The organism is Paraburkholderia sp. Ac-20340 (assembly GCF_017104965.1).
Classification (GTDB): domain Bacteria; phylum Pseudomonadota; class Gammaproteobacteria; order Burkholderiales; family Burkholderiaceae; genus Paraburkholderia.
Window position 1 is genome coordinate 1 of sequence record NZ_JAAGPR010000051.1, and the last position, 25,253, is coordinate 25,253.

Below are 25,253 nucleotides of genomic sequence, written 5' to 3' on the forward strand. Positions count from 1 at the left end.
TTCGCGCAATTGCTCGATCTGCTGAAAACGGAACGCGACCTCTCGCACGCGCCGCTGTTCCAGACCCTGTTCAATCTCGATCGCGCCGATGCCGCCACGCAACTCGATCTCGACGGCCTGCGCGTGAGCGCCGGGCCGCCTTGCAGACGCGGCAGCACGAAGCGCGTGACGAGCGCCGCCGTCACCAGGCCCGCGATCGAATACGCGCCCAGTTGCACGAGGCCGGGGAAGCCCGAAAACAGCATCGACGCGAAGCCGCACACGGAGGTCAGCACGCCCAGACGGATCGTCGGCCAGTACGCCGCGACCCAGGCGCGCAGCGAGTCTGCCGCGCGTGCGCCAGCGGGCGGGCGCGACGACTGCACGAACAGATAGATCGAGTAATCGACGGCTTCGCCCATCAGCGTCGTGCCGAAACCGAGCGTGAGCCCCTGCACCGTGCCGAACGCGAGACTCACCGCCGCGATGCCCGCCGCCACGCCCGAGAGCACCGGCAGCAGCCCGAGCACCAGCGTGCGCGGCGAGCGGTAGAGCGTGAGCAGCAGCGCGACGATCAGCGCAAGGCTGAGCACGGAAATGCGTTCGACGTCGTGGCGGATCGCATCGCGCGTCTGCACCGAGAACACGCCGGGGCCGCTCATGACGAGGCGGTAGCCGGGTGAGCCCGGCACCTGCGCCGCAGCCGCATCGAAGGCGTGCTGGATGGCGTCGATGGCGCGGGCCTGGGCGTCGGTGTCCGAACCTGCGGCGGCGGTTTGCGCCACCAGCACGGCGCGCGAGCCGTCGCGCGAGGCCCAGACGCCGTCCTGGGTCGCGGGCTGCGCGGCGCTATCGAGCTGGCTGACGAGCGCGGCGACTTCGCCGGTCGGATCGTGCGGCAGCAGATCTTTGGCGACGAGGCCCGCCGACGAACTCAGCAGATCGAGACTGTCGCCCAGCGCCGCATGCAGGCCGGCCTCGGTGAAATGCTGCGGCGTGACGGCGGGACTCAGCGCATAGCGGTGCGTGAAAACGAACTGCTGGTCGCGCGCGTCGTTGACGGCTTCGCCGTTATGCAGCGCGGCGAATTGCGGATCGGCGCGCAGTCTGGCGGCGACCTGTTTCGAGAGCTGCGCGCGCGTGGCCGGATCGCCGCCTTCGATGGCGACGAGGATCAGCTTCGAGACCACGCCGTCGCGCAACTGATCGACGAGCACGCGCTGGCTGGCGCTGGGCGCGCTCGGCAGGAAGGCGGACAGATCGGTGCTGAACGGCGTGCGCGCGATCACGGCGGCGCAGGCGAGCAGGAACAGCAGCCAGACGGGCACAGCCCAGCGTTGCAGCGCCTGCAGGCAGCGGCGGGGCAGGCTGGGTTCGAGGGAGGGTTTCATGCGGATCGGGCAGGCTGGTTGAGGCGGGGTGCGGGCGCGGGGCTCGGTTGGCGCTGGGTTGTCGCCAGATTGGCGCTCAATTCGATGACGACGCCGACGCCGACGCCGCGAGCGGGCGCAGACGCATCACCGAATGATCGCCGCCCGCCTGCTGGATCGCTACGCTGCGCAGCATATCGCGCGTGCCTTCGAGCGTGATTGCGCTAACGGTTTTGCGCATCTGCGAATCGCGCGGCGTGAGCGTGAGCGTCCAGTCGTCGCCGTTGCCGGTAAGCGCGACCTGGTAGGTCTGCTCCAGCGCGAAGCGGTTGCCCGTGAGCGTCGCGCGGATGCTCTCGATAAACGCGCCCAGTTCCGGGTAGCGGGCGAGCGCGAGCGTGTACTTGTGGTTGTTGCGATCGACGGTGAGCATGTCGCCGTCCACGACCAGATGCTCGGGTTTGGGCGCGAGCGTGTTCTTTTCGAGGTGGTCGGGCGCGACGAAGGAGAGTTCGCCGGACGATTCGACCGGTTGCGTCGCGATTGCGAGGTACTTGGTTTCGGTGAACGCGGCGCGGCCCGACTTGTGCTGCGCGAGCGTGGACATCAGGCGGTCGAGCGTCCAGCCTGCATCGGGTGCCGAGGCAGCCGACGCAGCAGGCGACGCCGCTTGAGCGAGGCTCGCGCCCATCAGCACACACACGGCGAGCGCGCGTGTGACGTTGCGCAGCGTAGGAAAGCGAAGGGCGCTCATGCGTCGGAAGTCTCCCGGGTGGCGAGGCTGGCGGTCTTGTCGCGGCGCGCCGGTGCGCGGGTCTGCGCGTGGGCGGCCGCGCCGACCGCACCGCCGGCCCGATTGGCGCTACTGGCCGCAAACGCGTTCTGCGCGAGCCGTGCGGCCAGCGCCGCGCTCTTTGCCTTGGCTTCCGCGCTTTGGGCGCTGGGCTGCGTCTGTTCCGCCGACGCGTCCTGCGGCTTCTGCGCCGTCTGCCAGAAGTCGAAGTAGTTGAACCAGTTATACGGCGCGCTGCGGCAATAGCGGTCGAGCAGCGCGACGTAGCGCACCAGCGCCGCGTCGATGGCCGCCTGACGTTGCTCGCGCGGGATGTCGGTGAAATCGGCGAGCTTTTCGAAGTGCACGTCGTAACGATTGCCGCCGCGATACAGGCCCGTCATGAAGATCACCGGACGCTTGAGCATCGCGGCCATATAGAGCGGCCCGAGCGGAAACGCGGCGGGCTCGCCGAGAAAGGCCATGCGGCGCAGCGCGGCGGTGTCGTCGGCGAGCAGGGTGCGGTCGGCGAGCATGCCGACCATGCAGTTTTCGTCGAGCCGCCGGTTCACGCGCAGCATCGAATCGACCTGGCCGAGGCTGATCACCTCCGGTTGCGCGGCCGGGTTGACGGCGGCGAGCGTCGCGTTGATCTTGCGCGCGTTTTCTTCGTACATCGTCACGACCACGCGCAAGTCGGGCTTGGTGCGGCCGAGCGCGCGCACCACTTCGAAGCTGCCCAGATGTGCGCCCATCAGGAACGCGCCGCGCCCGCTGGCGAGTGCTTCGTCCACCAGCGTATGACCTTTGGGACGGATGTCGAACAGGTCGAAGCGCTGGTTCATCAGGTAGATGCGGTCGTGGATCGTCACCGCGAAGGTGAAGACGTGGCGGTACAGATCGAGCCAGTTGGCCGGACGGCCGAGCACGCGGCGCAGATAGTCGCGCGACGCGGCGCGTGCGCGCGGCGAGAACAGCACGAAATACGCGGCGGTGAGATGCACGAGCGTGCGCGCGACGCGGCGGCCCAGACGCAGCGAAATCCACGTCATGGCGCGCAGCAGCAGCGCGTTGCCGCGCTCCTCGCGCTGGGCCCAGTCGGTGCGGGTGCCCGCGTGGCTGCTGGTGCGGTTATCGGCGCCGCTTTCTGCGCGGTTTTCTGCGCAAGCGCCCGGGTCGTTGCTAGCGGTGCGTCGAGTGTTCTGGGTCATGGCTGCGGCCCTTCCTGCGTGGTTGTCGCGCTAGTCTTTACGTTTTGCATGGCGCTGGCGGCGGCCGAGAGCGTACCGCTCGCGACAGCGCGCGCGCCGGCGCGCACGGTGAAGCGGATCGCGCCGCTCGCCTGGGTGTCGAACTCGACCTCGAGCGCGTCGCCGGGCGCGGCGGGGCTCAGGAACTTCGCCGCGCTCAGACGCCAGGTGTCGAACGGACGATCGAGCGCCGCACCGATCGCGTCGATGGCGTGATCGAGCAGCACGACGCCCGGCACGATCGGATGGCCCGGGAAATGTCCGGGCAGCGCGGGGTGATCGGCGGCAATCGTGAAATTCAGGGCGGGTTTTACGGCGGCTTCTGCGTCGATCTGTGCGTCGGGCTGTGTGCCATTTCGGCCCCCGCCGCGCGTATGTCGCGCGACCAGCGCCGCGAGGACGTCGTGCGGGAGCTTGCCGGTTTCGTTGCGCGGCAGTGCATCGACGAAGATCAGCGGACGCGGCATGAACGCCGCGTCGATGCGCTCGCGTAGCGCGCGTTGCAGACGCGCGGCGTCCAGCGCGGGCGCGACCACCAGCGCCACAAGGCGCGTGACCGGCTCCGCGGCGGGCGTGGCGCGAGCGCCTTCGTCGGGCATGAAAAACACGCCGTCCGTCACGCCGTCGATCGCGTTGAGTTGATGATTCAGATACGCCAGCGACGTGCGCTTGCCCGCGATATTGATCAGATCCGCCTTGCGGCCGTGCAGCAGGAAACGATGCGTATCGAGCAGTTCGAGCGCGTCGCCCATCGGCACCGGCGTTTCGATGTGGCCGCCGGACGCCCACACGCTCGGGCCGTCGTCCTGCGCGGCGCTGGCATCGTCGCGCGCTTCGAGGCGGATGGCGTCGTAGAGCGTCCACGTCGCGCCCTGCGCCGTGCGGCGCGTGGCGATCTGGCCGGTTTCCGTGCTGCCGTAGATCTCGACGAGCGGCGCGTGCAGGCGCGCTTCGGCATCGCTGGCGAGCTTTGCCGCGAGCGGCGCGGTGGCGCTGAGCACGAGTGCGGCGTCGGGCACGGCGGCGTCGCTGGCGAGCAGCGCGCGCAGATGGATCGGCGAAGTCACCAGCACGCGCGGCTGCGGGATGGCGGCCAGTTCGCTGCGGATGTCCTCGGGATAGAACGGCTGGCGGTTGCTGAACGCGAGTCCCGCGATCAGCGGCAGCAGCACCGTCGTTTCGAAGCCGTACATATGCTGCGCCGGCACGGTGCCGATGATCGTCGGCGTGGCGCCGGTGTGATCGGCGAGACCTGGTGCGGCGAGACCCAGGCGCACGGCCGAAGCCTTCATGGCGCCGACGAGAAAGCCCCAGGTCTTGCGATGCGGCACCGGCGTGCCGGTCGAACCGGACGTGAAAACGTAGGCCATCACGCGTTCGGCGTCGATCTGCGGGACGTCGAAGGGCGCATGAGCCGGGTCGGCGTAATCCGCGGAATCTGCCGCTTGCGGGGCCGCCGGATAGCGCACTTGCGGCAGATCGATGCTGCAGTGGGGCGCGTCGTAGAGGCAGAACGCATCGGGGGCGAACGATGCGATCTGGCGCACCATTTCCGGCGTGAGCGTCGAAGGCAGCAGGCTGATGCGGCCCGACACCAGCGCCGCGCACAGACTCACCGCGAAACGGTAACGGTCGCGGCAAACGTTGAGCACGTGCGTGCCCGGCGGCAGCGCAGCCGCAACTCGCGCGACTTCGGCGAGGAACGCGCGCACCGTGACCGGCGAGCCGTCGCGCCAGGCGATGACCTGACGGGGCGAGGTGTGAGAAACCAGCGGATGAGTCTGCATAAATCGGTTGATACGAAAACAGGGACCAGCGATACGACGTGCCGGTCGATCATTCATTCAGTGCGCGTGCGGACCTTCAGTTCACGTTCGGCCCGCGTTCGCCGCGCCGGACGACGCCCGGTAAGCGCGCACCGATTCCATCATGCCCGCGCGCCGTTCGCCCGGCAGCGCGAAACGCCGGCACGCATGCTCGGCGACGAACATCACGCCCACCAGCGGCAGCGCCAGATAATTCGCGAAGGTCGCCCAGTCGACGATCGGCGCGAAGGCAAACATCAGCGTCGATACCGCGGCGGTCGCGACAAAAAACAGCGTCCATGCAAGCGTGATCTGCCGCGTGTAGCGCGCAATCGCCGGTGCGAGCGCGCTGCCGTCCCGGGTATGCAACATCGACGCGAACTGCGTGCACAACGGCGTGCGTCCGGCAGCCAGCGTGCGCCCGAACAGCAGCGCCATGCCCAGATTGAAGCTCGCGTGTTCGATGTACAGGCCCCATTCAAACTGCTGAGCAAGCGGCGTGCGCGCTCCCCAGAGCGCGCACGCGCCCGCCACCCAGAGCGGCAGGAGCCACGCCCGGCGCGGCGATTTCGCGGCTGCGCCCAGCGCGAGCAACAGCGGCGGAATCAAGGCCATCGCGAGCCCCAGACCCTGTTCGCCAGGCGTGGCGACCGCATGATGCGCGAGCACCTGATACGCGATCACCGCCGCGATGCCCAGCCCCGTGCGCACCACTGCGCCGCCCGCGCTCATTGCGCGGCTCCTGCACGCACGCCCTCGCGCACTGCATGGCAGGCCGGGGCATGACGCGCGGAACAGGCAAAACGGGCGCGAACGGGCGGGCGGAGCATGATCGTCGGGAGTCCTGGTCTATGGTGGCTGCGGGAGTTTTCAGTTCGCTTACGAGATAGCGGCTTCGCTCACGAACTCAGTTATGTCATATCAATCTGCGGCCCATAATTCGGGGCAGGCGTATTTTAAGATGCCCGGCCGGCTTCCTCGGTAAGCCTTCTGGGCGCTTTGTAACCGTTTGTATGACACCGCGCAGGCGCCGGCAATCGCCGCAGCGAGGTCGGCCCACCGCCCTTCAGGCGCGACGCGACTTTGCGTGCTCAAAGCCACACGGCCTGTGCCCGACCCTCTGTAACCTTTCGGAAGGCCTCCCCGTATACGCCCCGATACCCTTCGTCTAGAATCCGCGTAACTTTTACCAAACGAACCCTAAAATCAGGGGCTGGCGCCGGGAGCCGGACTATAACCGATGGCGGCTGCCGCTCGTGAGCATTCCGAGCCGTTGCGCGCCCCTCATCTCACGCTTCTCACGCACGCACATGAACCCACTGGAACACGAACTCGCGACGTTGATCGTCGGTGAACTGAATCTCGAAGACATCGCGATCGCGGATGTCACGGCCGAGACCCCGCTCTATGGCGAAGGCTTTGGGCTCGATTCCATCGATATTCTGGAAATCGCGCTGCTGATCTCGAAGAAGTACGGTTTCGAGCTGCGTTCGGACAATCCGGATAACGAAAAAATCTACGCGACGCTGGGCGCCTTGTCGGCCTACGTCGAGGCGCATCGCACGCGCTGAGCGGCGCTTGCGCTGCCGTCGCGCCGCCATCGCATAACGGGGACTGACATGCACAAGGACAAGCCGAGAGATAAGCCCATGCGGGCGCTCGTGACCGGCGGCAGCGGCTCGATCGGTCAGGCCATCTGCGCCGCGCTGGCCGAAGCCGGCCATGAAGTCTGGGTGCACGCGAACCGGCGTCTGGACGATGCGCAGGCCGTCGCGCAACGTATCGTCGATGCAGGCGGTCAGGCCCAGGCGATTGCCTTCGACGTGACCGACGCCGACGCCGCCCAGGCCGCGCTCGAACGGTTGATCGAAGACGCGCCCGTGCAGATTCTCGTCAACAACGCCGGCATTCACGACGATGCACCGCTCGCGGGCATGTCGCGCGAGCAGTGGCGCCGGGTGATCGACGTATCGCTCAACGGCTTCTTCAACGTCACGCAGCCGCTGATGTTGCCGATGATCCGCACGCGTCGCGGGCGCATCGTCAATATCGCCTCGCTGGCGGGTGTGATGGGCAATCGCGGTCAGGTCAACTATTCGGCGGCCAAGGCCGGCCTGATTGGCGCGACCCGGGCGCTGTCGCTCGAAGTCGCATCGCGCGGCATCACCGTCAATGCGATCGCGCCGGGCATCATCGCTTCGCCGATGGCCGAGGACGCTTTTCCCGCCGAGCGCATCAAGCAACTGGTGCCCGCGCAGCGCGCCGGTCAGCCCGAGGAAGTGGCCGGCATGGTCGCCTATCTCGTGTCCGATGCCGCCGCCTATGTGACCGGGCAGGTGCTGTCGATCAACGGCGGGCTGGCCTGAGTCCGGACGTCGTTAGCCCCTTTAGCCGATCGCCGCTTCAACCCGATCCCGAACCCGCGGGCATCTGTCTTCGCCGGGTCATTCAACTTTGTCAGTATTGCGTTCGCCATGTCCACGCCAGCCGCTTCCACCAGCCATCTTGTCCTGATCCCGAGCTACAACCCGGGCGTCAAGGTCGATGAAACCGTGCGCGCCGCGCGTGCGCAATGGAACCCGGTCTGGGTGGTCGTGGACGGCAGCACCGACGGCAGCGCCGAGCGCCTTCAGGCGATGGCGGCCGGCGATCCCGGCCTGCACGTGATCGTGCTGCCCGCCAATCGCGGCAAGGGCGGGGCGGTGCTCGCGGGCATGGAAGCCGCCGCGGCGCAAGGCTTCACGCACGTGCTCACGATGGACTCGGACGGCCAGCATCCCGCCGATCTGATTCCGCGCTTCATGGCCGCCTCGCAAGCCGATCGCGCAGCGATGGTGCTGGGCCGCCCCAAATTCGACGCAAGCGCGCCGCAACTGCGCGTGCAGGGCCGTCGGCTCTCGAACATGCTCGCCGACTTCGAAACGCTGTGGGCCGGTATCGGCGATTCGCTGTATGGCTTCCGTGTCTATCCGATCGCGCCGCTCATGACCATCATGCGCAGCCATGCATGGATGCGCCGTTTCGACTTCGATCCCGAAGCCGCCGTGCGCCTGTGCTGGGCCGGCGTGCGGCCGATCCAGATCGAAGCGCCCGTGCGTTACTTCAGCGCGCACGAAGGCGGCGTCTCGCACTTCAATTACGCGCGCGACAATCTGCTGCTTTCGTGGATGCATCTGCGGCTCGTGGCCGGATTCGGCGTGCGCCTGCCGTTCATGGTGGCGAAGAAAGTGCTGCGCTAATCGCGCTTCACGCACGGCGCAGCATCGGCACGTTCGTTGTGTGCGCATCGAATCCCGTCAGCGCAATTGCTTCGCCAATTGCGTCGCCCACCAGAATGATCGCCGGGCTGCCGAGTCCGGCCGCATGCGCCCGTTCCGCAATATCGCCGAGCGTGCCCATCACGCGGCGCTCCTGCGCCGTGCCTGCCCATTGCACGACCGCCGCTGGCGTAGCGCCCGGCAGCACCTGCGCGAGCGTTGCGCACAAGCCGTCGATCCGGCTCATGCCCATATAGATGGCGAGCGTCATCTGCGTGGCCGCGAGCGCGCGCCAGTCGGGTTCGCTATGGTCGCGCAGATGCGCGGTCACGAAGATCACGCCCTGGCAATGATCGCGATGCGTGAGCGAGACGCCTAAGCCCGCCGCCGCCGCGAATGCCGACGACACCCCATTGACGATTTCAAACGGCACGCCCGCTCGATGCAGCGCCGCGAGTTCTTCGCCCGCGCGGCCGAACAGCAGCGCGTCGCCGCCTTTGACGCGCACGACATCGTGACCCTTGCGCGCGTAGCGCACCATCAGACGTTCGATGAACGCCTGCGGCGTGGATCTGCAGCCGCCGCGTTTGCCGACCTTGATGATGCGCGCCTGCGGGGCCAGCGAAGCGATCTCTGGATTGACGAGATCGTCGAGCAGCACGATATGCGCGCGCGCGAGCGCTTTCGCGGCCTTGAGCGTGAGCAGGTCGAGGTCGCCCGGACCTGCGCTCAACAATGTGACCTTGCCCGTTGCGTCGTTCATGTTTCGTCCTTGATGGCGTGCGTTGTGACGCACTGTCTATCTTGCGCTTCAAATGCAAACGGCGTCCGCTCGCCATGAGTGACGAGGGGACGCCGTTGTCCATTCCTGCGATGTCTAACCGTACTGCGCGTACCGGCATCGTTGCCGGTTGCGTCGAATAACGCAAGTTCCAGACCAACGCCCGCCGCTGCGTGATCGCGCGTGATGGCTTCGTTTCAGCCGCTTGCACGCACCGGAAACCGCACCGAAAGCGCACAGCCGCCGTGCTGCACGGCACCAAACTTGTGCCCGCCTGCATCGTCGTGAATCAGCGCGCCGATCGTGCCCGATCATCGCGCGAGCGGCGCAAACGCCCACGGCGAAAGGCATTGCGCCGATTTCATCCGCATTGGCACAACGCTTGCATAAAGACCTGCGAACCCGGATCAATGGCGATCCGGCTGCTGCACCGCAAATCATGCGGGCAGCAGGCAGGACAATTCGATTGAACACAGGACAACGGCGTCCCCTGAATCTGGCTTCCTTGAAGCGGGATTTGCGGGACGCTTTTTTTATTTTCTCTCTAGCAGGGTGCACAGGCATGACGCAATCTACGCTCGCAACGGACGCTCTGAACGTCGTCGTCATCGGCCACGGCATGGTGGGCCACAAGTTTCTGGAAAGCGTGCTCGCCAATGCCGCGCAAACGGGACAGCCGCTGCGCGTCACCGTGCTCTGCGAGGAGCCGCGCCCGGCCTATGACCGCGTGCATCTCTCCGAATTCTTCGCAGGCAAAAGCGCCGACGATCTTTCGCTCGTGAGCGCAGGCTTTTTCGAGCGCGACGATGTGCGCGATCGCGTGCGCCTCGTGCTCGACGCGAAGGTCGTGTCGATCGACCGTGCCGCGCGCACGGTCAGCGTGTCGAACGGCGAAACGCTCGTCTACGACAAGCTGGTGATGGCCACCGGTTCTTCGCCGTTCGTGCCGCCTATCGAAGGTAATAATCGTTCGGACTGCTTTGTGTATCGCACGATCGAAGATCTGGAAGCCATGCAGGCGCGTGGCGCGAGCGCACAAACCGGCGTGGTGGTGGGCGGCGGCCTGTTGGGCCTCGAATGCGCGAAAGCGCTGCGCGATCTCGGCCTGCAAACTCATGTGGTCGAATTCGCGCCGCGCCTGATGACCGTGCAAGTGGACGACGACGGCGGGCGCATGCTGCGCGGCAAGATCGAGGCGCTGGGCGTGAGCGTGCATACGCAAAAGAACACCACGGCGATCGTCGATGGCGAAAGCGCCGCGAATCGCATGGTGTTCGCCGATGGCACGCACCTCGAAACCGACATGATCGTATTCTCGGCGGGCATTCGTCCGCGCGACGAACTGGCGCGTGCCTGCGGCCTCGAAGTGGGCCCGCGCGGCGGCATCGTGATCGACGATGCATGCCGTACGAGCGACGCCGATATCTACGCCATCGGCGAATGCGCGCTGTGGCAAGGGCAGATTTTCGGTCTGGTCGCGCCGGGCTACGACATGGCGCGCATCGTCGCGAAGGCGCTGGCGGGCGACGTCGCGCAGGATTTCGCGGGCGCCGACATGAGCACCAAGCTCAAGCTGATGGGCGTGGATGTGGCAAGCATTGGCGATGCACACGGCAAGACGGCAGGCAGCCGCTCGTACCGTTTCGCCGATGAACGCCGCGCGGTCTACAAGAAGATCGTCGTGTCCGAATGCGGCAAGAAGCTGCTGGGCGCGGTGATGGTGGGCGACGCGGGCGAATACGGCACGCTGTTGCAGATGATGCTCAACGGTATCGAGTTGCCGGAAGCGCCCGAATTCCTGATCCTGCCGCAAGCCGACGGCAAGGCCAAGCCCGCGCTCGGCGTGGAAGCCTTGCCCGAAGCCGCGCAGATCTGCTCGTGCAATAACGTGTCGAAGGCGCAGATCTGCGCCGCCGTGCGCGAAGGCGCGACCAGCATCGGCGCGATGAAGGCCGCAACCTGCGCGGGCGCGTCGTGCGGCGGCTGCGTGCCGCTCGTTACGCAGGTCATGAAGTCGGAAATGAAGCGTCAGGGCGTGGCCGTCAACAATCATCTCTGCGAGCACTTCCCGTATTCGCGTCAGGAGCTTTATCACCTCGTTCGCGTCGAGCAGATCAAGACGTTCGGCGCGCTGCTCGCAAAGCATGGTCACGGTCTGGGCTGCGATATCTGCAAGCCTGCCGTAGCCGGCATTCTGGCTTCGTGCTGGAATGAGTTCGTGCTCAAGAAGGAACACGCGAGCCTGCAGGATTCGAACGACTATTACCTCGCCAATATCCAGCGCGACGGCACCTATTCGGTGGTGCCGCGCATGGCGGGCGGTGAGGTGACGCCCGAAGGGCTGATCGCCGTGGGCATGGTGGCGAAGAAATACGGTCTCTATACCAAGATCACGGGCGGTCAGCGCGTCGATCTTTTCGGTGCACGCGTCGAGCAATTGCCTTTTATCTGGGAAGAACTGATCGAAGCCGGTTTTGAATCTGGTCACGCTTATGGCAAGGCGCTGCGCACGGTGAAATCGTGTGTGGGATCGACGTGGTGCCGCTTTGGCGTGGGCGATTCGGTGGGGCTCGCGATTGCGCTGGAGAACCGCTACAAAGGCCTGCGCGCGCCGCACAAGATCAAGTTTGGCGTGTCCGGTTGCACGCGCGAATGCGCGGAAGCGCAGGGCAAGGATGTGGGCGTGATCGCCACGGAAAAGGGCTGGAATCTCTATGTCTGCGGCAATGGCGGCATGAAGCCGCGCCACGCGGAACTGCTCGCAGCGGATCTCGATCGCGCCACGCTGGAGCGCTATATCGACCGTTTCCTGATGTTCTATGTCCGCACGGCAGACCGTCTGCAACGCACCAGCGTGTGGCGCGACAACCTCGAAGGCGGCCTCGATTATCTGATCGACGTGATCGTGCACGACAAGCTCGGCATTGGTGCGGAGCTCGAAGCGGAAATGCAGCTCGTGGTGGACACCTACGAATGCGAATGGAAAAAAGCCGTGACCGATCCGCAAACGCGTCGCCGCTTCCGCCACTTCGTCAATAGCGAAGAAGGCGATCAGCATGTGACCTTCGTGGAGGAGCGCGGCCAGATTCGCCCGGCGACGCTCGAGGAGCGCGAACAGATTCCGGTGCGTGCGCAACGAAATACGCTGGCCGATATTCCCGTGGTTGTCGAGGCAGTTTAAATACTAGAGAGGAATCCAGAATGAATGACATGAACCAGTCCATGTTCGCGGAAAGCTGGGTGCCGGTCTGCCAGCTCGAGGAAATCGTGCCGAATACGGGCGTGTGCGCGCTCGTGAAGGGCGAGCAGATCGCCGTATTTCATATCGACGATGGCGAAGCGCGCGTGTTTGCCATCGGTAATTACGATCCGAATTCGCAGGCCGCGGTGCTGTCGCGCGGGCTGGTGGGGAGTCTGGGCGAGCGCATCGTGGTGGCGTCGCCGATCTACAAGCATCACTTCGATCTCGCTACGGGCGAATGCCTGGAAGAGCCGCGCAGTTCGGTGAATGCATTCGCCACGCGCGTGCAAGACGGCCAGGTTTGGGTGGCCGCTTAACGCAACTTGAATTCGCTTGAAACGAACGGGTAAGAGATCGATATGACGGGCAAGAGCGTCAAGACCGTGTGTCCTTATTGCGGCGTGGGTTGCGGCATGGTGCTGCACGTCGAGGACGGCGAGGTCAAGAAGATCTCCGGCGATACCGAGCACCCGAGCAATTTCGGGCGGCTCTGCACCAAGGGCTCGTCGGCGCACGTGGCGCTGCGCAAATCGGGGCGGCTCGAACGCGCCTTCGTGCGCCGCGCGCGCGACGAAGACCCGGTGCCGTTGCCCATCGCCCAGGCGATCGCCGATACGGCGGCGCGTCTGCGCGCGACGCTCGACGCGCATGGTCCCGATGCCCTCTCGTTCTATGTCTCCGGCCAGATGTCGATCGAGGCGCAATACCTCGTCAACAAACTCGCGAAGGGCTTTGTCGGCACCAACAATATCGAATCGAATTCGCGTCTTTGCATGGCGAGCGCGGGCAGCGGCTACAAGCTTTCGCTGGGCGCGGATGGCCCGCCGGGTTCGTATCAGGATTTCGATCGCGCCGATTGTTTCTTCGTGATCGGCGCGAATATGGCGGACTGCCATCCGATCCTTTTTCTGCGCATGATGGATCGCGTGAAGGCCGGCGCGAAGCTGATCGTGGTCGACCCGCGCCGCACGGCCACCGCGGATAAAGCCTCGCTCTATCTGCCGATCAAGGCCGGCACCGATCTCGCGCTGCTCAACGGCCTGCTGTATCTGCTGCACGAAAACGGTCATACGGACACCGATTTCATCGCGCAGTACACGCAAGGCTGGGACGCGATGCCCGCATTTCTCGCCGATTACACGCCGGAGAAAGTGGCGGCCATCACCGGGCTCGATGAAGCCGATATCCGCCGCGCTGCGCAGATGATCGGCGCTGCGCCCGAGTGGATGAGTTGCTGGACCATGGGCCTGAATCAGAGCACGCACGGCACGTGGAGCACCAACGCGCTCTGCAATCTGCATCTGGCGACGGGCAAGATCTGCCGTCCCGGCAGCGGGCCGTTTTCGCTCACGGGCCAGCCCAATGCGATGGGCGGGCGCGAAATGGGCTATATGGGTCCGGGCCTGCCGGGGCAGCGTTCGGTCCTGTCCGAAGATGATCGCGCCTTCGTGGAGGCGCGCTGGCAAGTGCCGCAAGGCACGCTCACGACCAAGCTGGGCGGCGGCACCATCGACATGTTTTCGCGCATGGCGGCAGGCGAAATCAAGGCTTGCTGGATCATCTGCACGAATCCGGTGGCTTCGGTTGCGAATCGTCAGACCGTGATGGCGGGTCTGCGCGCCGCCGAACTCGTGATCGCCCAGGATGCGTTTCTGGACACGGAAACCAATCAATACGCCGATGTCTTGCTGCCCGGCGCGCTGTGGGCCGAAGCCGAAGGCGTGATGATCAACTCCGAGCGCAATATGACGCTCACGCAGCGCGCCGTCGAGTCGCCGGGCGAAGCGTTGCCCGACTGGCAGATCATCGCGCGCGTGGCCTGCGCAATGGGTTTTGAAGCGGCATTCAGCTATGCGAGCGCGGCTGAAGTTTTCGATGAGATCGTCGGCTTTTCGAACCCGAAGACCGGCTACGATCTGCGCGGTGTGAGCCACGCGAAGCTGCGCGAAACGCCGCTGCAATGGCCGTGCGCGCCCGATGCGAAAAGCGATCGCAATCCCATTCGTTATCTGAATGATGCCGCTCGCGACGGCGAACCGCGCATCGTCTTCGCCACGCCGCATGGCAAGGGCGTTTTCTTCGCGCGCCCGCACGTGGCGCCTGCCGAACTGCCCGATGGCACGTATCCGATCGTCTTCAACACGGGGCGCTTGCAGCATCAGTGGCACACCATGACGAAGACCGGCAAGGTGGCGATGCTCAACAAGCTCAATCCCGCGCCGTTTGTCGAGATTCATCCCGAAGATGCCGGTGCGCTCGGCATCGCGGCAAAGGACCGCGTGGAAGTGCGTTCGCGTCGCGGACGCGTGGTGCTGCCCGCAGTGGTCACCGACCGCGTGCAGCCCGGCAATTGCTTCGCGCCGATGCACTGGAACGACGTATTCGGCGACGATCTTTGCGTCAACGCTGTGACGAGCGATGCGATCGACGCCATTTCCCAGCAGCCCGAATTGAAATTCTGCGCCGTCGCGCTCACGCGCGTCGCGCCCGAGCCTGTCGTGGTCGAACCCGATGCGCGCGATATTCACGACGCGCAGACCGCCACGCAAGAGACCCATGAAGCGGCGTTGCCCCAGGAATTCGACATGACCCGAATCGATGCCTTTGCGAACCTACTCGACCTCGGCGCGACGCCCGCGCCGACGCTCAGCGAAACCGAGCGGCTTTATCTCGCGGGTTTTGTGAACGGCCTGCGCGCGTCGCGCAACGAGTCCGCCGACGCTGCGGTGCCATTGCTTCCCCAACATGCGCCGATGACCGCTGCAAAACGCGCGTGGGTGGATGGCTTGCTCGCGGGCTTATTCAGCCGCGCGCCATCGCGCGTCGCGCCGTTGATCGAAGCCGCCAGGCCGCAGGACGAGCAGCAAGGCAGCGTGCGCATCGCGCACACGCGCCCGAAAGTCGTGCTGCTCTGGGCCTCGCAAACCGGCAACGTCGAGTCGCTGGTCGAGCGCTACGCCACGCAATTGATGGAATCGGGCTGCGAGATTCGCACGGCCTGCATGGCCGATTACACGCTCGCGAATCTGGAAAAGGCACAGTACGTACTGCTGATGACCAGCACTTTCGGCGACGGCGATTCACCCGATAATGGCGAGCCGTTCTGGAGCGCGCTGAAGGCCGACAATGCCCCGCGTCTCGCTTCGCTGCGCTATGCCGTGCTCGCGCTGGGCGATCGCAACTACGACCAGTTCTGCGGCCACGGGCGCAATCTGGATACGCGTCTGGAGGCGCTGGGCGCGCAGCGTTTGATGGCGCGCGTCGATTGCGACAGCGAATTCCAGAGTACCGCCGACGCCTGGCTCGAACGCGTCACGGCGCGCATCAAGGAGGAAGACGCGGCGCTGCATGCCGTGCCCGCGGGCGGATCGATTCCCGAAGTGTTGCCGGGCTGTGCGCCGACCAAGACGCGTCCGGCCGCGTCGCGCCTGGTGGCCAACGTGCGCCTGAACATGCAGGGCGCGAGCAAGGACACGCGTTACTTCTCGCTGGCGACTGGCGAAGCGGGCATCGAATACGAAGCGGGCGATGCGCTGGGCGTATGGCCGACAAACTGCCCGGCGCTGGTCGACGAAGTGCTCGCACTGACGCATCTGCACGCCGATACGCCCGTGGATGTGCCGGGCGTGGGCGATGTTCGTCTCGCCGATGCCTTGAGCCATCACTATGAAATCGCCCGTCCCGGTGCCGATGCGCTTGCGCTGATCGCCGCGCGTGCGCGTGGTCAGGGCCTGAGCGATCTGCTGCACGACGACCGCAAATCGGATCTGAAAAACTGGTTGTGGGGACAACAACTCGCCGATGTGCTGCACGAGTATCCCGTCGAACTCTCGGCGCGTGAATTGACCGGCATGCTCAAGCGTCTGCAGCCGCGGCTTTATTCGATTTCATCGAGCCCGAAGGCGCACGCGGGCGAAGTGCATCTGACCGTTTCCGCCGTGCGTTATCACAACGGGCGGCGCGATCGAAAAGGCGTGGCGTCGACTTTCCTCGCCGATCGCGCGACGGCGGGCAGCGTGCCGGTATTCGTGCAAAAGAGCACGCATTTCCGTCCGCCACGCAGTGGCGACACGCCGATGATCATGGTCGGTCCCGGCACCGGCGTTGCACCGTTCCGCGCGTTTCTGCACGAGCGTCGCGCGCGGGGCGATTCGGGCCGCAACTGGCTGTTCTTCGGCGAGCAACACGCGGCAACGGACTTTTATTACCGCGACGAACTCGAAGCAATGCGCGGCGACGGCCTGCTGAATAAACTCGATCTCGCGTTCTCGCGCGATCAGCATGAAAAGGTCTACGTGCAGGACCGTATGCGCGAAAACGGCGCGCAGCTCTGGTCATGGCTGGAAGAGGGCGCCCACTTCTATGTCTGCGGCGACGCGAGCCGCATGGCGAAGGATGTGGACGCCGCACTCAGGACGGTCGTTGCGCAGCACGGCGGCATGAGCGACGATGCCGCCGGCGAATACGTCGGCCAGATGTCGCGCGAGCGCCGTTATGTGCGCGACGTGTACTGATCTTGCCAAAGGCGAACTTGCCAAAAACGCCTTAACGCCGCTCGCCCAATGATGCGCGCTTTTGCTGATACATCGCGGCATCGGCGCGCGCGAGCAGATCGTCCACCGACGACGGCAGATCGTCATGCGTCATCGCGCTGCCCACGCTGCTGCGCAACTGATACGGCTTTTGCGCGGCGCGATTGAAAATCTCCAGCTGATTGCGGATGCGTTCCATCGCACTCATTGCGCCGTGTTCGTCGGTACTGGAAAGCAGCACGGCGAATTCATCGCCGCCCATCCGGCCGATCACATCGCCATCGCGCAACGCCGTGCGCAATATCGTTGTGAACGCAACCAGTGCGCGATCGCCTTCGGCGTGGCCGTAGGTATCGTTGATCTGCTTGAAGCCGTTGAGGTCGAGATACAGCAGCGAAGCGGGGCGCTGCGTGTTGCGGCACAGACGCACCGCCTGCTCCGCGAGCGACTTGAAACCGCGGCGGTTTGCAAGGCCCGTGAGTTCGTCGGTCGTCGCCATCTGGGTGGCGGCGATTTCCTGCTCGGCCATGGCGGCGAGATCGCGCAGCACGATGCGTTCCTCGTCGTCGAAAACGCGCGGGCGGTTATCGATTACGCATAATGTGCCCAGCCGGATATCGCCCGGCACCGACAACGGACAGCCCGCATAAAAGCGGATATTCGGATTGCCGGTGACCAGCGGATTGTCGGCGAAACGCGAGTCGATGCTGGCGTCGTTGACGAAGAATAGCTCGTCGCCGAGGATCACGTGGCCGCAGAACGACACGTCGCGCGAGGTCTCGGAAACGTCGAGACCCGGATGCGATTTGAACCACTGGCGGCCTGAATCGACCAGCGTGATGGCCGCAATGGGCACGTTGAACAGGCGTCGTGCGAGACGCGTGATGCGGTCGAAGCGGTCTTCGGGCGGTGTGTCGAGGATCTTGAGCGATCGCAACACGTCCAGACGCTCGGCTTCGTTCGCGGGTTCGGAAGGTCGAAGCATAAATGAACGAGAGGATTGGAAAAAGATGCCGTCGATTCTAACGCGAAGCGTTGGGCTGTGACCGCACGAAGTGTGAGTCTGCAACGCAGGGATGATGCGTCGTGCAGGCGAGCTTTCGAATTGATTGCGGCCGCACGCATTGCTAAAGCGAACCGCACACATCGAAGAGCAAGGCGCGTGCCCAGCGCCGCGCCGGATCGCGATGCGTGCGTTCGTGCCAGGCGGCGGTTTTCGTGAAGCCCGGAATCGCGAGCGGCGGCGCGAGCACGGCTAAACCTTCGGCACGCTCGGCGAGCCTTTGCGGCACGACTGCAATCAGATCGCTTGCGCGCAGAATCTCCGGCAATACCAGAAAACTCGTCACCGAAAGCGCCACGCGCCGCTTGCGGCCAAGCTGCGCGAGTGCGGTGTCCGTGACGCCTTCGAATGCGCCGCCCGAATACGAAACGAGCGCATGATCGAGCGCGCAAAAGCGTGCAATCGTCATGCGCTTGCGCGCGGCATCGGGATGATCTTTACGCATCACGCATACGTAGCGTTCATCGAAAAGACGCCGCGCGTGTAGATCGGGCGGCGTGCTCTCCGGCGTGATCAACGCGATATCGACGTCGCCGCGTGCGAGTTGCGCGAACAGCGACGGGTCCTGGGCGGGCACGACCGCCACGCGTATGCCCGGTGCATCGCGACGCAAGGCCGCGAGATAGGGCGACACCACCGCTTGCAGCGCGTAATCGGTGGCCGCGAGCGTGAGCGTGAAATCGGCGCGGGCAGGATCGAATGCTTGAGGCGTGAGCAGCGACTCGACTTCGCCGAGAATCTGCCTGACCGGCGCGGCCAGTTCGAGTGCGCGCAACGTGGGCGCGATGCCGCGCTGCGTACGCACGAAGAGCGGATCGTCGAAGGCTTCGCGCAGGCGGGTGAGCATGCCGCTCACTGCGGGTTGCGTGAGCGAGAGACGCTGCGCGGCGCGCGTGACGTTGCGCTCGTCGAGCAGGGCGTCGAGTGCGCGCAGCAGATTGAGATCCATTGTCCTGATATCAGCGGGCATGATGGCTGGCGATGAAAGATTCGGTTCCGCTTATTTCAGCACGGCCGCTGTGTGGACGTCCAGTGTGTCGATCGCAGGCAAGGCATTGCCACGGCGTTTATCGAGCGATTGAGAGCGATCGGCGTGGATCAGAATGGGCTTCGTATTTACTGGGTGACGAATCAGGAGAATGTGGGGGCGCGTACCGGCTGTGTGCGGTATGAGATTGCGCTGGGAAATAACGCGCATTGAGCGGCGCGTGCTTTCCCTTTACATCGTTATTCAAGCGATATTTGAAACATGGGCGATGCATGGATTGAATGAATTTCCGCATCGCACAAAATGGCATTTAAAGAAGCTTTAATTGTCTGATGAAAACACTTATCGGGAAGATTTTTTAAAGCGGTGTTATAAACCGATTCACGCAGCCGAATGCAGTCGCAACGTTCCATACACTGGACGCGAAAATGCAAAAACGGACGTGGAAAATCGGTGTGGGCAGCATGGCGCTATTGACCGGTGCAACGCCGGTGGTGGGGCACGCCGCTTGTTCCTCGACAGCACCGGCCAGCAATACCACGGTCACGTGCAGCGGATCGGGCGCACCTTCTGTCGTAGCGGTTTCCGGTAGTACGCAGGTTTCGATTACGCTGGACAGCACCGTCACCGGCAGCTATTCGCATGGCAGCACGCCGACGCCATTTTCAGTCGATACATCGAGCACCCTCGTCAATAGCGGCAGCCTTTCCATGTCGGGCAATGGCACGGGCGTGGCGAATCGCGGAGCCATGCTGATCGGCGTGAATAATGGCAATACCGTGACGAATGGCACAAGCGGCGTCATCGCCACCACGGGTGCCTATAACGATGGTCTGGCCGCGAATGGCAACAACAATCAACTCGTCAACAACGGCAAGATCACGACATCGGGCGCCAACTCTTATGGCATGACAGCGGCCTGGGGGCAAAGCAACCAGGGCGCGTCGGGCAATGTGCTCACCAATACCGGCACGGTTTCGACTTCGGGAAGCAATGCGCGCGCGGCTTCGCTGCTCGGTGGAAGCAGCACCATCAACAATAGCGGCACGCTCGCCTCATCGGGACGCGACAGCCCTGCGGTCTATATGCAGGGCAACAACGATACGCTCGTCAATAGCGGGACAATCCAGACGACCGGTACGGCGTCGAGTAGCGGCAGCGTCGATGCGGTCGTATCGAATACGCTCGGCAGTTCTTTTAACGCGACGATCACGAATCAGGCGGGCGGATCGATCGTCAGCAATAACGGCATTGGCGTGCGTTCGACCAATGGCAATACCACCATCACCAATGCGGGGTTGATTCAGGGCGGTAGCGGCACGGCCATCAAGAACGGCAATGGCAATGACACACTGATTTTGCAGACCGGTTCGCAAATAGTAGGTAGTGCTGATGGTGGCGGCGGAGCCAACAGTGTGCAATTGCATGGCAGCGGCACGGCTTCGAATGCCTTCGTCAACTATCAGACGCTGACGATGACCGGAACCGCATGGACATGGTCTGGGACGGGCACGTTTGCGAATGCCTATGTCAAAAACGGAACGCTCAATCTAACCGGCACGTTAGGCACGACCACGGCGACGGTCAGCGCCAGTGTGGACAGCGGCGCGACCTTGCAGGCGAACGCCGCGAATCTGCCGCTCGCCGTGACCGATAACGGTCTCGTGCGCTTTCAGCAGGACAGCGATGGGACGTACGCGGGTTTGATCGGCGGCACTGGCACGCTGGAAAAAACCGGTGCGGGTGCGTTGACGCTCTCGCCATCGGCATCGGGTGGCAATACGTATTCCGGCGGCACGACGATTACGCAAGGCACGCTTGCGATTGCAGCCGATAACGCCATCGGCGCATCAACGGGCGCGCTCACTTTGAACGGCGGCACGCTGCAATTGAATAGCGCGTTCGATCTTTCGGCCAGCCGCGCGATGGCGATTACGGCGAACAACGGCACCATCGATACACAGAGTTTCAGCTCGACGATTACGCAGAACATCACCGGTGCAGGCGCGCTCACCAAGCTTGGCGCGGGCGCACTGACGCTCGATGGCGGGAGCAACAGCTATGCGGGCGGCACGAATGTCAGCGCGGGCACGCTGATTGTGGGCGATAGCGCGAGCAGCGCGGCTGCGCTCACAGGTGGTGGCGCAGTGGCGGTTGCAGCGGGCGCGACGTTGGGCGGCTATGGCAGCGTGAGTGGCGACGTCACGAATAACGGCACGATCGCTACGGCCAATGCAATGGCCGCGCTCGCAGGCGGCGCGATCGGCAATTTCCAGATCAACGGCAATCTCACCAATGCGGGGCTCGTGCGGCTTGGCGGTAGCGGCGTGGGCAATACGCTGACGGTGGCGGGCAACTATATCGGCCAGAATGGGTCGATTGCGCTGAACACATATCTGGCCGGCGACGGCGCGGCATCGGACCGGCTCGTGGTGAGCGGCGGCACGGCCAGCGGCAATAGCACGCTGGACGTCACGAACGTGAATGGGCCAGGCGCGGCGACGTCGAGCGACGGCATTCAGATCGTGCAGGCGCTCAATGGCGCGACCACGAATGCCGGAGCGTTTTCTTTGGCGGGCGGGTCCGTGAAGGCTGGCGCGTATGAATACTTTCTGGCGAAGGGCGGCGTAAGCGCAGGTACGAGCCAGAACTGGTATTTGCGCAATACCATTCCGGCCGTAACAGGCGAGACGAATGTAGGTAGTGCGCCCGAGCCCGTTGTTTCCGCGCCAGGCACGCCAGAATCTATCGTGCAGGCTGTGGCGAGCGCGGTCGCCAAAGAGGCTGAAAACAGCGTGCCTGTTTATCGTGCGGAAGTACCGCTTTACGCCGAAGCGCCCAGCGTCGCACGTCAATTAGGCATCCTTCAGATCGATACATTCCATGATCGTCAAGGCGAGCAAGGCTCGCTTACCGAGAGTGGCACAGTACCCGCATCGTGGGCGCGGGCGTGGGGCGGCGATAGCACTATTGGGCAGGGCGGCGAGCTGAGCCCGTCGTTCGACGGATCGGTATGGGGCATGCAGATCGGTCAGGATCTCTATGCCACACATCCCGCGAGCGGTGCGCGCGATCACTTCGGCTTTCTGCTGGGTTTTTCGCGCGCTGTGGGCGACGTGAACGGCTTTGCGCTAGGGCAGCCCGATTACAGCGCTGGCTCGCTGCAAATCAATGTGTACAACCTTGGCGCGTACTGGACGCACATCGGCGCGGGCGGCTGGTACACGGACGCCGTGGCAATGGGCAGCGCGCTCACGGTACGCACGCAGTCGAGCGATACCGACGGCGGCGTGTCAGGTTCGACACACGGCAACGCGTTCACCGGGTCCGTCGAAGCGGGTTTGCCGATGGCGCTCGCATATGGCCTCACGCTGGAGCCGCAGGCACAGATCGTCTGGCAATGGCTTTCGCTCGACCGCTTCAACGATGGCATTTCGGAGGTCACGTGGAATAACGGCAACACGTTTCTTGGCCGCATCGGCGCGCGCTTGCAGTACGCGTTTGCGGCCGGTGGCATCGACTGGAAACCTTATGCGCGGGTGAATGTGCTGCGTGCATTCGGCGCCGATGACAAAACCACCTTCAGCGGCACCACCACGCTGGGCACGCCGGTCGGGCAGACGATGGGGCAGGTCGGTGTGGGTCTTGTCGCGCAACTGACGAAGCGCGGCAGTGTCTTCGTCACGGCAAGCTGGCTGACGAATCTGGGCGGCGAGCATCAGCGTGTGATCGCGGGCGATGCGGGTGTGCGCTGGGCGTGGTGAACTCAATGCCCAAAAACAAAACGCCCCTGCAAGCAGAAGCTGCAGGGGCGTTTCTACAACGAGGCCTTAAAAACAGGCCTCGAATGCAGCTAAGCTAACGTCGACTTACTTCGCGACCGCTTCGAGCGCTGCGTTGAACGTCGCGCTCGGGCGCATCACTTCAGCCAGCTTCGCAAAGTCCGGCTTGTAGTAACCGCCGATATCGACCGGCTTGCCCTGAACAGCAGCCAGCTCAGCAACGATCTTCTGTTCGTTGTCGGCCAGTGCCTTCGCGAGCGGCGCGAACTGGGCGGCGAGTTCCGCGTCGTCCTTCTGCGCTGCCAGCTCTTGTGCCCAGTACATCGACAGGTAGAACTGGCTGCCGCGGTTGTCCAGCTCGCCGGTCTTCGGCGACGGGCCCTTGTTGTTGTCCAGCAGCTTGCCGGTTGCGGCGTCGAGCGTCTTCGCGAGCAGCTTGGCGCGCGCGTTGTTCGTCTTGATGCCGAGGTCTTCCAGCGACACTGCCAGCGCGAGGAATTCGCCGAGCGAGTCCCAACGCAGGTGGTCTTCCTGAACCAGCTGCTGCACGTGCTTCGGAGCCGAACCGCCTGCGCCCGTTTCGTACATGCCGCCACCGGCCATCAGCGGAACGATCGAGAGCATCTTCGCCGACGTGCCCAGTTCCATGATCGGGAACAGGTCGGTCAGGTAGTCGCGCAGGATGTTGCCGGTGACCGAGATCGTGTCCAGACCGCGGATCACGCGCTCGAGCGTGTAACGCATCGCGCGCACTTGCGACATGATCTGGATGTCCAGGCCGCTCGTGTCGTAATCCTTCAGGTACGCTTCGACCTTCTTGATCACTTCGTTTTCGTGCGGACGATACGGGTCGAGCCAGAACACGGCCGGCGTGTCCGAGTTCTTCGCGCGCGTGACGGCCAGCTTGACCCAGTCGCGGATCGGAGCGTCCTTCACGAGGCACATACGCCAGATGTCGCCTTGCTCGACTTCCTGCGTGAGCGCGTCCAGCACTTCGTTGGTTGCGTTGTCAACGATACGGGCCGTGCCGTCCTTCGGGATTTCGAAGGTCTTGTCGTGCGAACCGTACTCTTCAGCCTTCTGCGCCATCAGGCCGACGTTCGGCACCGTGCCCATGGTCTTCGGGTCGAATGCGCCGTTGGTCTTGCAGAAGTTGATGATTTCCTGGTAAATGCGCGCGAACGTGCTTTCCGGGATCAGGCACTTCGTATCGGCCGGGCGGCCGTCGGCGCCCCACATCTTGCCGCCTGCGCGGATCATCGCGGGCATCGATGCGTCGACGATCACGTCGTTCGGTGCGTGCAGGTTCGAGATGCCCTTGGCCGAATCGACCATCGCCAGCGCCGGACGGTGCTCGTGGCACGCGTGCATGTCGCGGATGACTTCTTCGCGCTGCGATTCCGGCAGCGTGTCGATCTTCGTGTAGAGATCGACGAGGCCGTTGTTGACGTTCACGCCCAGTTGTTCGAACAGCTTGGCGTGCTTCGCGAACGCGTCCTTGTAGAACGTGCGCACAGCGTGGCCGAACACGATCGGGTGCGAAACCTTCATCATGGTCGCCTTGACGTGCAGCGACAGCATGACGCCGGTCTTGCGCGCGTCTTCCATCTGGTCTTCATAGAAGTCCAGCAGGGCCTTCTTGCTCATGAACATGCTGTCGACGATTTCGCCAGCCTGCAGCGAGACCTTCGGCTTGAGGACGATGGTTTCGCCGCTCTTCGTCACGAGTTCCATGCGCACTTCGCGCGCCTTGTCGGTCGTGATCGACTTTTCGCCGTGGTAGAAGTCGCCGTGCTTCATGTGCGCGACGTGGGTGCGCGAAGCCATGCTCCACTCGCCCATGCTGTGCGGGTGCTTCTTCGCGTAGTTCTTGACTGCCAGCGGTGCGCGGCGGTCCGAGTTGCCTTCGCGCAGGACCGGGTTCACCGCCGAGCCGAGGCACTTCGAATAGCGCTTCTGGATAGCCTTTTCTTCGTCGGTCTTCGGATCTTCCGGGAAGTCGGGGATCTTGTAGCCCTTGTTCTGGAGTTCCTTGATGGCTGCGACGAGCTGCGGCACCGATGCGCTGATGTTCGGCAGCTTGATGATGTTGGTTTCCGGCAGCTGCGTGAGACGACCCAGTTCAGCCAGGTTGTCCGGAACGCGTTGTTCCTCGGTCAGGAATTCGGGGAATTCACCGAGGATGCGGCCCGCCACGGAAATATCGCTGGTCTCGACGTTCACGCCGGCCGGCGCAGCGAAGGTGCGGATGATCGGCAGAAACGCGCTGGTGGCAAGCAGCGGCGCTTCATCGGTCAGGGTATAGATGATGGTGGGTTGCTGGGTACTCATCGGCTTCTTGGCGGGATCGTTAAACGAGGTGGTAACACCACCGGCTGCGCGCAGTCGGCGAAACACCTGGATTTTGCCTCAATTTCGGATCGCCCGGGGCCG

15 protein-coding genes and 1 pseudogene are annotated in these 25,253 nt (G+C 64.2%); 7 read left to right on the forward strand and 9 right to left on the reverse strand.

What is annotated here, in order from left to right; genetic code table 11:
- The 5 genes and pseudogenes from G3N59_RS34695 to G3N59_RS34715 all read right to left on the reverse strand — a co-directional run.
- On the reverse strand, positions 1 to 1,370 hold a 1,370-nt coding region (locus G3N59_RS34695), incomplete at its 3' end, for an MMPL family transporter (RefSeq protein ID WP_205987415.1).
- 76 nt (positions 1,371 to 1,446) lie between these two features.
- Positions 1,447 to 2,103: an outer membrane lipoprotein carrier protein LolA gene (locus tag G3N59_RS34700; protein ID WP_205987417.1), complete on the reverse strand. Its 657-nt coding sequence runs from the start codon at positions 2,101 to 2,103 to the stop codon at positions 1,447 to 1,449.
- Between the two features lie 230 nt (positions 2,104 to 2,333).
- Positions 2,334 to 3,173, reverse strand: a pseudogene (locus tag G3N59_RS34705) (acyl-CoA synthetase); the annotation flags it as partial.
- Between the two features lie 155 nt (positions 3,174 to 3,328).
- Entirely contained in the window at positions 3,329 to 5,158 is a 1,830-nt protein-coding gene (locus G3N59_RS34710) for an AMP-binding protein (RefSeq protein ID WP_205987418.1), read from the reverse strand.
- Positions 5,159 to 5,239: 81 nt separating this feature from the next.
- The gene (locus G3N59_RS34715) at positions 5,240 to 5,908 is read right to left on the reverse strand and encodes a hypothetical protein (RefSeq protein ID WP_205987419.1); all 669 of its coding nucleotides are present in this window, start codon (positions 5,906 to 5,908) and stop codon (positions 5,240 to 5,242) included.
- Positions 5,909 to 6,486: 578 nt separating this feature from the next.
- Between G3N59_RS34715 and G3N59_RS34720 the strand changes: the two genes are divergently transcribed.
- The 3 genes from G3N59_RS34720 (at position 6,487) to G3N59_RS34730 (ending at position 8,415) form a co-directional block, all read left to right on the forward strand.
- Positions 6,487 to 6,747: a phosphopantetheine-binding protein gene (locus G3N59_RS34720; protein WP_205987420.1), complete on the forward strand. Its 261-nt coding sequence runs from the start codon at positions 6,487 to 6,489 to the stop codon at positions 6,745 to 6,747.
- 78 nt (positions 6,748 to 6,825) lie between these two features.
- Positions 6,826 to 7,542, forward strand: coding sequence for a 3-oxoacyl-ACP reductase FabG (fabG, locus tag G3N59_RS34725; RefSeq protein ID WP_205987453.1), 717 nt, complete (start codon positions 6,826 to 6,828; stop codon positions 7,540 to 7,542).
- A gap of 108 nt (positions 7,543 to 7,650) precedes the next feature.
- Entirely contained in the window at positions 7,651 to 8,415 is a 765-nt protein-coding gene (locus tag G3N59_RS34730) for a glycosyltransferase family 2 protein (protein ID WP_205987422.1), read from the forward strand.
- A gap of 7 nt (positions 8,416 to 8,422) precedes the next feature.
- Here the strand turns inward: G3N59_RS34730 and cobA are convergent, their stop codons facing one another.
- Complete coding sequence (gene cobA, locus G3N59_RS34735) at positions 8,423 to 9,196, reverse strand: uroporphyrinogen-III C-methyltransferase (RefSeq protein WP_205987423.1); 774 nt, start codon at positions 9,194 to 9,196, stop codon at positions 8,423 to 8,425.
- A 610-nt stretch (positions 9,197 to 9,806) separates the two neighbouring features.
- On the opposite strand from cobA, the gene nirB reads away from it, so the two are divergent.
- Genes nirB through G3N59_RS34750 form a run of 3 tightly spaced genes read left to right on the forward strand, consistent with a single transcriptional unit; the run spans position 9,807 to position 16,969 of the window.
- Positions 9,807 to 12,395 carry a nitrite reductase large subunit NirB gene (gene nirB / locus G3N59_RS34740; protein WP_205987454.1) on the forward strand — a complete coding sequence of 863 codons (2,589 nt, stop codon included), beginning with the start codon at positions 9,807 to 9,809 and terminating at the stop codon, positions 12,393 to 12,395.
- 29 nt (positions 12,396 to 12,424) lie between these two features.
- Positions 12,425 to 12,772 (forward strand): nitrite reductase small subunit NirD, encoded by a 348-nt coding sequence (gene nirD / locus G3N59_RS34745; RefSeq protein ID WP_205987455.1) that lies wholly within the window; start codon positions 12,425 to 12,427, stop codon positions 12,770 to 12,772.
- Between the two features lie 42 nt (positions 12,773 to 12,814).
- A complete protein-coding gene (locus G3N59_RS34750; protein ID WP_205987425.1) occupies positions 12,815 to 16,969 on the forward strand; it encodes a bifunctional nitrate reductase/sulfite reductase flavoprotein subunit alpha in 4,155 nt (1,384 codons plus the stop codon).
- Positions 16,970 to 17,000: 31 nt separating this feature from the next.
- Here G3N59_RS34750 and G3N59_RS34755 read toward each other — a convergent pair whose 3' ends face one another.
- Both G3N59_RS34755 and G3N59_RS34760 read right to left on the reverse strand, forming a co-directional pair.
- Positions 17,001 to 17,972 (reverse strand): sensor domain-containing diguanylate cyclase, encoded by a 972-nt coding sequence (locus tag G3N59_RS34755; protein ID WP_205987426.1) that lies wholly within the window; start codon positions 17,970 to 17,972, stop codon positions 17,001 to 17,003.
- Between the two features lie 142 nt (positions 17,973 to 18,114).
- A complete protein-coding gene (locus tag G3N59_RS34760) occupies positions 18,115 to 19,020 on the reverse strand; it encodes a LysR family transcriptional regulator (protein ID WP_205987428.1) in 906 nt (301 codons plus the stop codon).
- Positions 19,021 to 19,466: 446 nt separating this feature from the next.
- Between G3N59_RS34760 and G3N59_RS34765 the strand changes: the two genes are divergently transcribed.
- Positions 19,467 to 22,802, forward strand: a complete 3,336-nt coding sequence (locus G3N59_RS34765; RefSeq protein WP_241024788.1) for an autotransporter outer membrane beta-barrel domain-containing protein — start codon at positions 19,467 to 19,469, stop codon at positions 22,800 to 22,802.
- Positions 22,803 to 22,907: 105 nt separating this feature from the next.
- Here the strand turns inward: G3N59_RS34765 and G3N59_RS34770 are convergent, their stop codons facing one another.
- The gene (locus tag G3N59_RS34770) at positions 22,908 to 25,151 is read right to left on the reverse strand and encodes an NADP-dependent isocitrate dehydrogenase (protein ID WP_205987429.1); all 2,244 of its coding nucleotides are present in this window, start codon (positions 25,149 to 25,151) and stop codon (positions 22,908 to 22,910) included.
- Between the last annotated feature and the right edge of the window lie 102 nt (positions 25,152 to 25,253).

What these genes read in the sequence shown, in the direction of transcription:
- G3N59_RS34765 (WP_241024788.1), top strand. Translation starts at nt 19,467, where the DNA reads ATGCAAAAACGGACGTGGAAAATCGGTGTGGGCAGCATGGCGCTATTG.
- fabG (WP_205987453.1), top strand. Translation starts at nt 6,826, where the DNA reads ATGCGGGCGCTCGTGACCGGCGGCAGCGGCTCGATCGGTCAGGCCATC.
- G3N59_RS34700 (WP_205987417.1), bottom strand. Translation starts at nt 2,103, where the DNA reads ATGAGCGCCCTTCGCTTTCCTACGCTGCGCAACGTCACACGCGCGCTC.
- G3N59_RS34715 (WP_205987419.1), bottom strand. Translation starts at nt 5,908, where the DNA reads ATGAGCGCGGGCGGCGCAGTGGTGCGCACGGGGCTGGGCATCGCGGCG.
- cobA (WP_205987423.1), bottom strand. Translation starts at nt 9,196, where the DNA reads ATGAACGACGCAACGGGCAAGGTCACATTGTTGAGCGCAGGTCCGGGC.
- G3N59_RS34750 (WP_205987425.1), top strand. Translation starts at nt 12,815, where the DNA reads ATGACGGGCAAGAGCGTCAAGACCGTGTGTCCTTATTGCGGCGTGGGT.
- G3N59_RS34720 (WP_205987420.1), top strand. Translation starts at nt 6,487, where the DNA reads ATGAACCCACTGGAACACGAACTCGCGACGTTGATCGTCGGTGAACTG.
- G3N59_RS34710 (WP_205987418.1), bottom strand. Translation starts at nt 5,158, where the DNA reads ATGCAGACTCATCCGCTGGTTTCTCACACCTCGCCCCGTCAGGTCATC.
- G3N59_RS34730 (WP_205987422.1), top strand. Translation starts at nt 7,651, where the DNA reads ATGTCCACGCCAGCCGCTTCCACCAGCCATCTTGTCCTGATCCCGAGC.
- G3N59_RS34760 (WP_205987428.1), bottom strand. Translation starts at nt 19,020, where the DNA reads ATGCCCGCTGATATCAGGACAATGGATCTCAATCTGCTGCGCGCACTC.
- nirD (WP_205987455.1), top strand. Translation starts at nt 12,425, where the DNA reads ATGAACCAGTCCATGTTCGCGGAAAGCTGGGTGCCGGTCTGCCAGCTC.
- G3N59_RS34755 (WP_205987426.1), bottom strand. Translation starts at nt 17,972, where the DNA reads ATGCTTCGACCTTCCGAACCCGCGAACGAAGCCGAGCGTCTGGACGTG.
- G3N59_RS34770 (WP_205987429.1), bottom strand. Translation starts at nt 25,151, where the DNA reads ATGAGTACCCAGCAACCCACCATCATCTATACCCTGACCGATGAAGCG.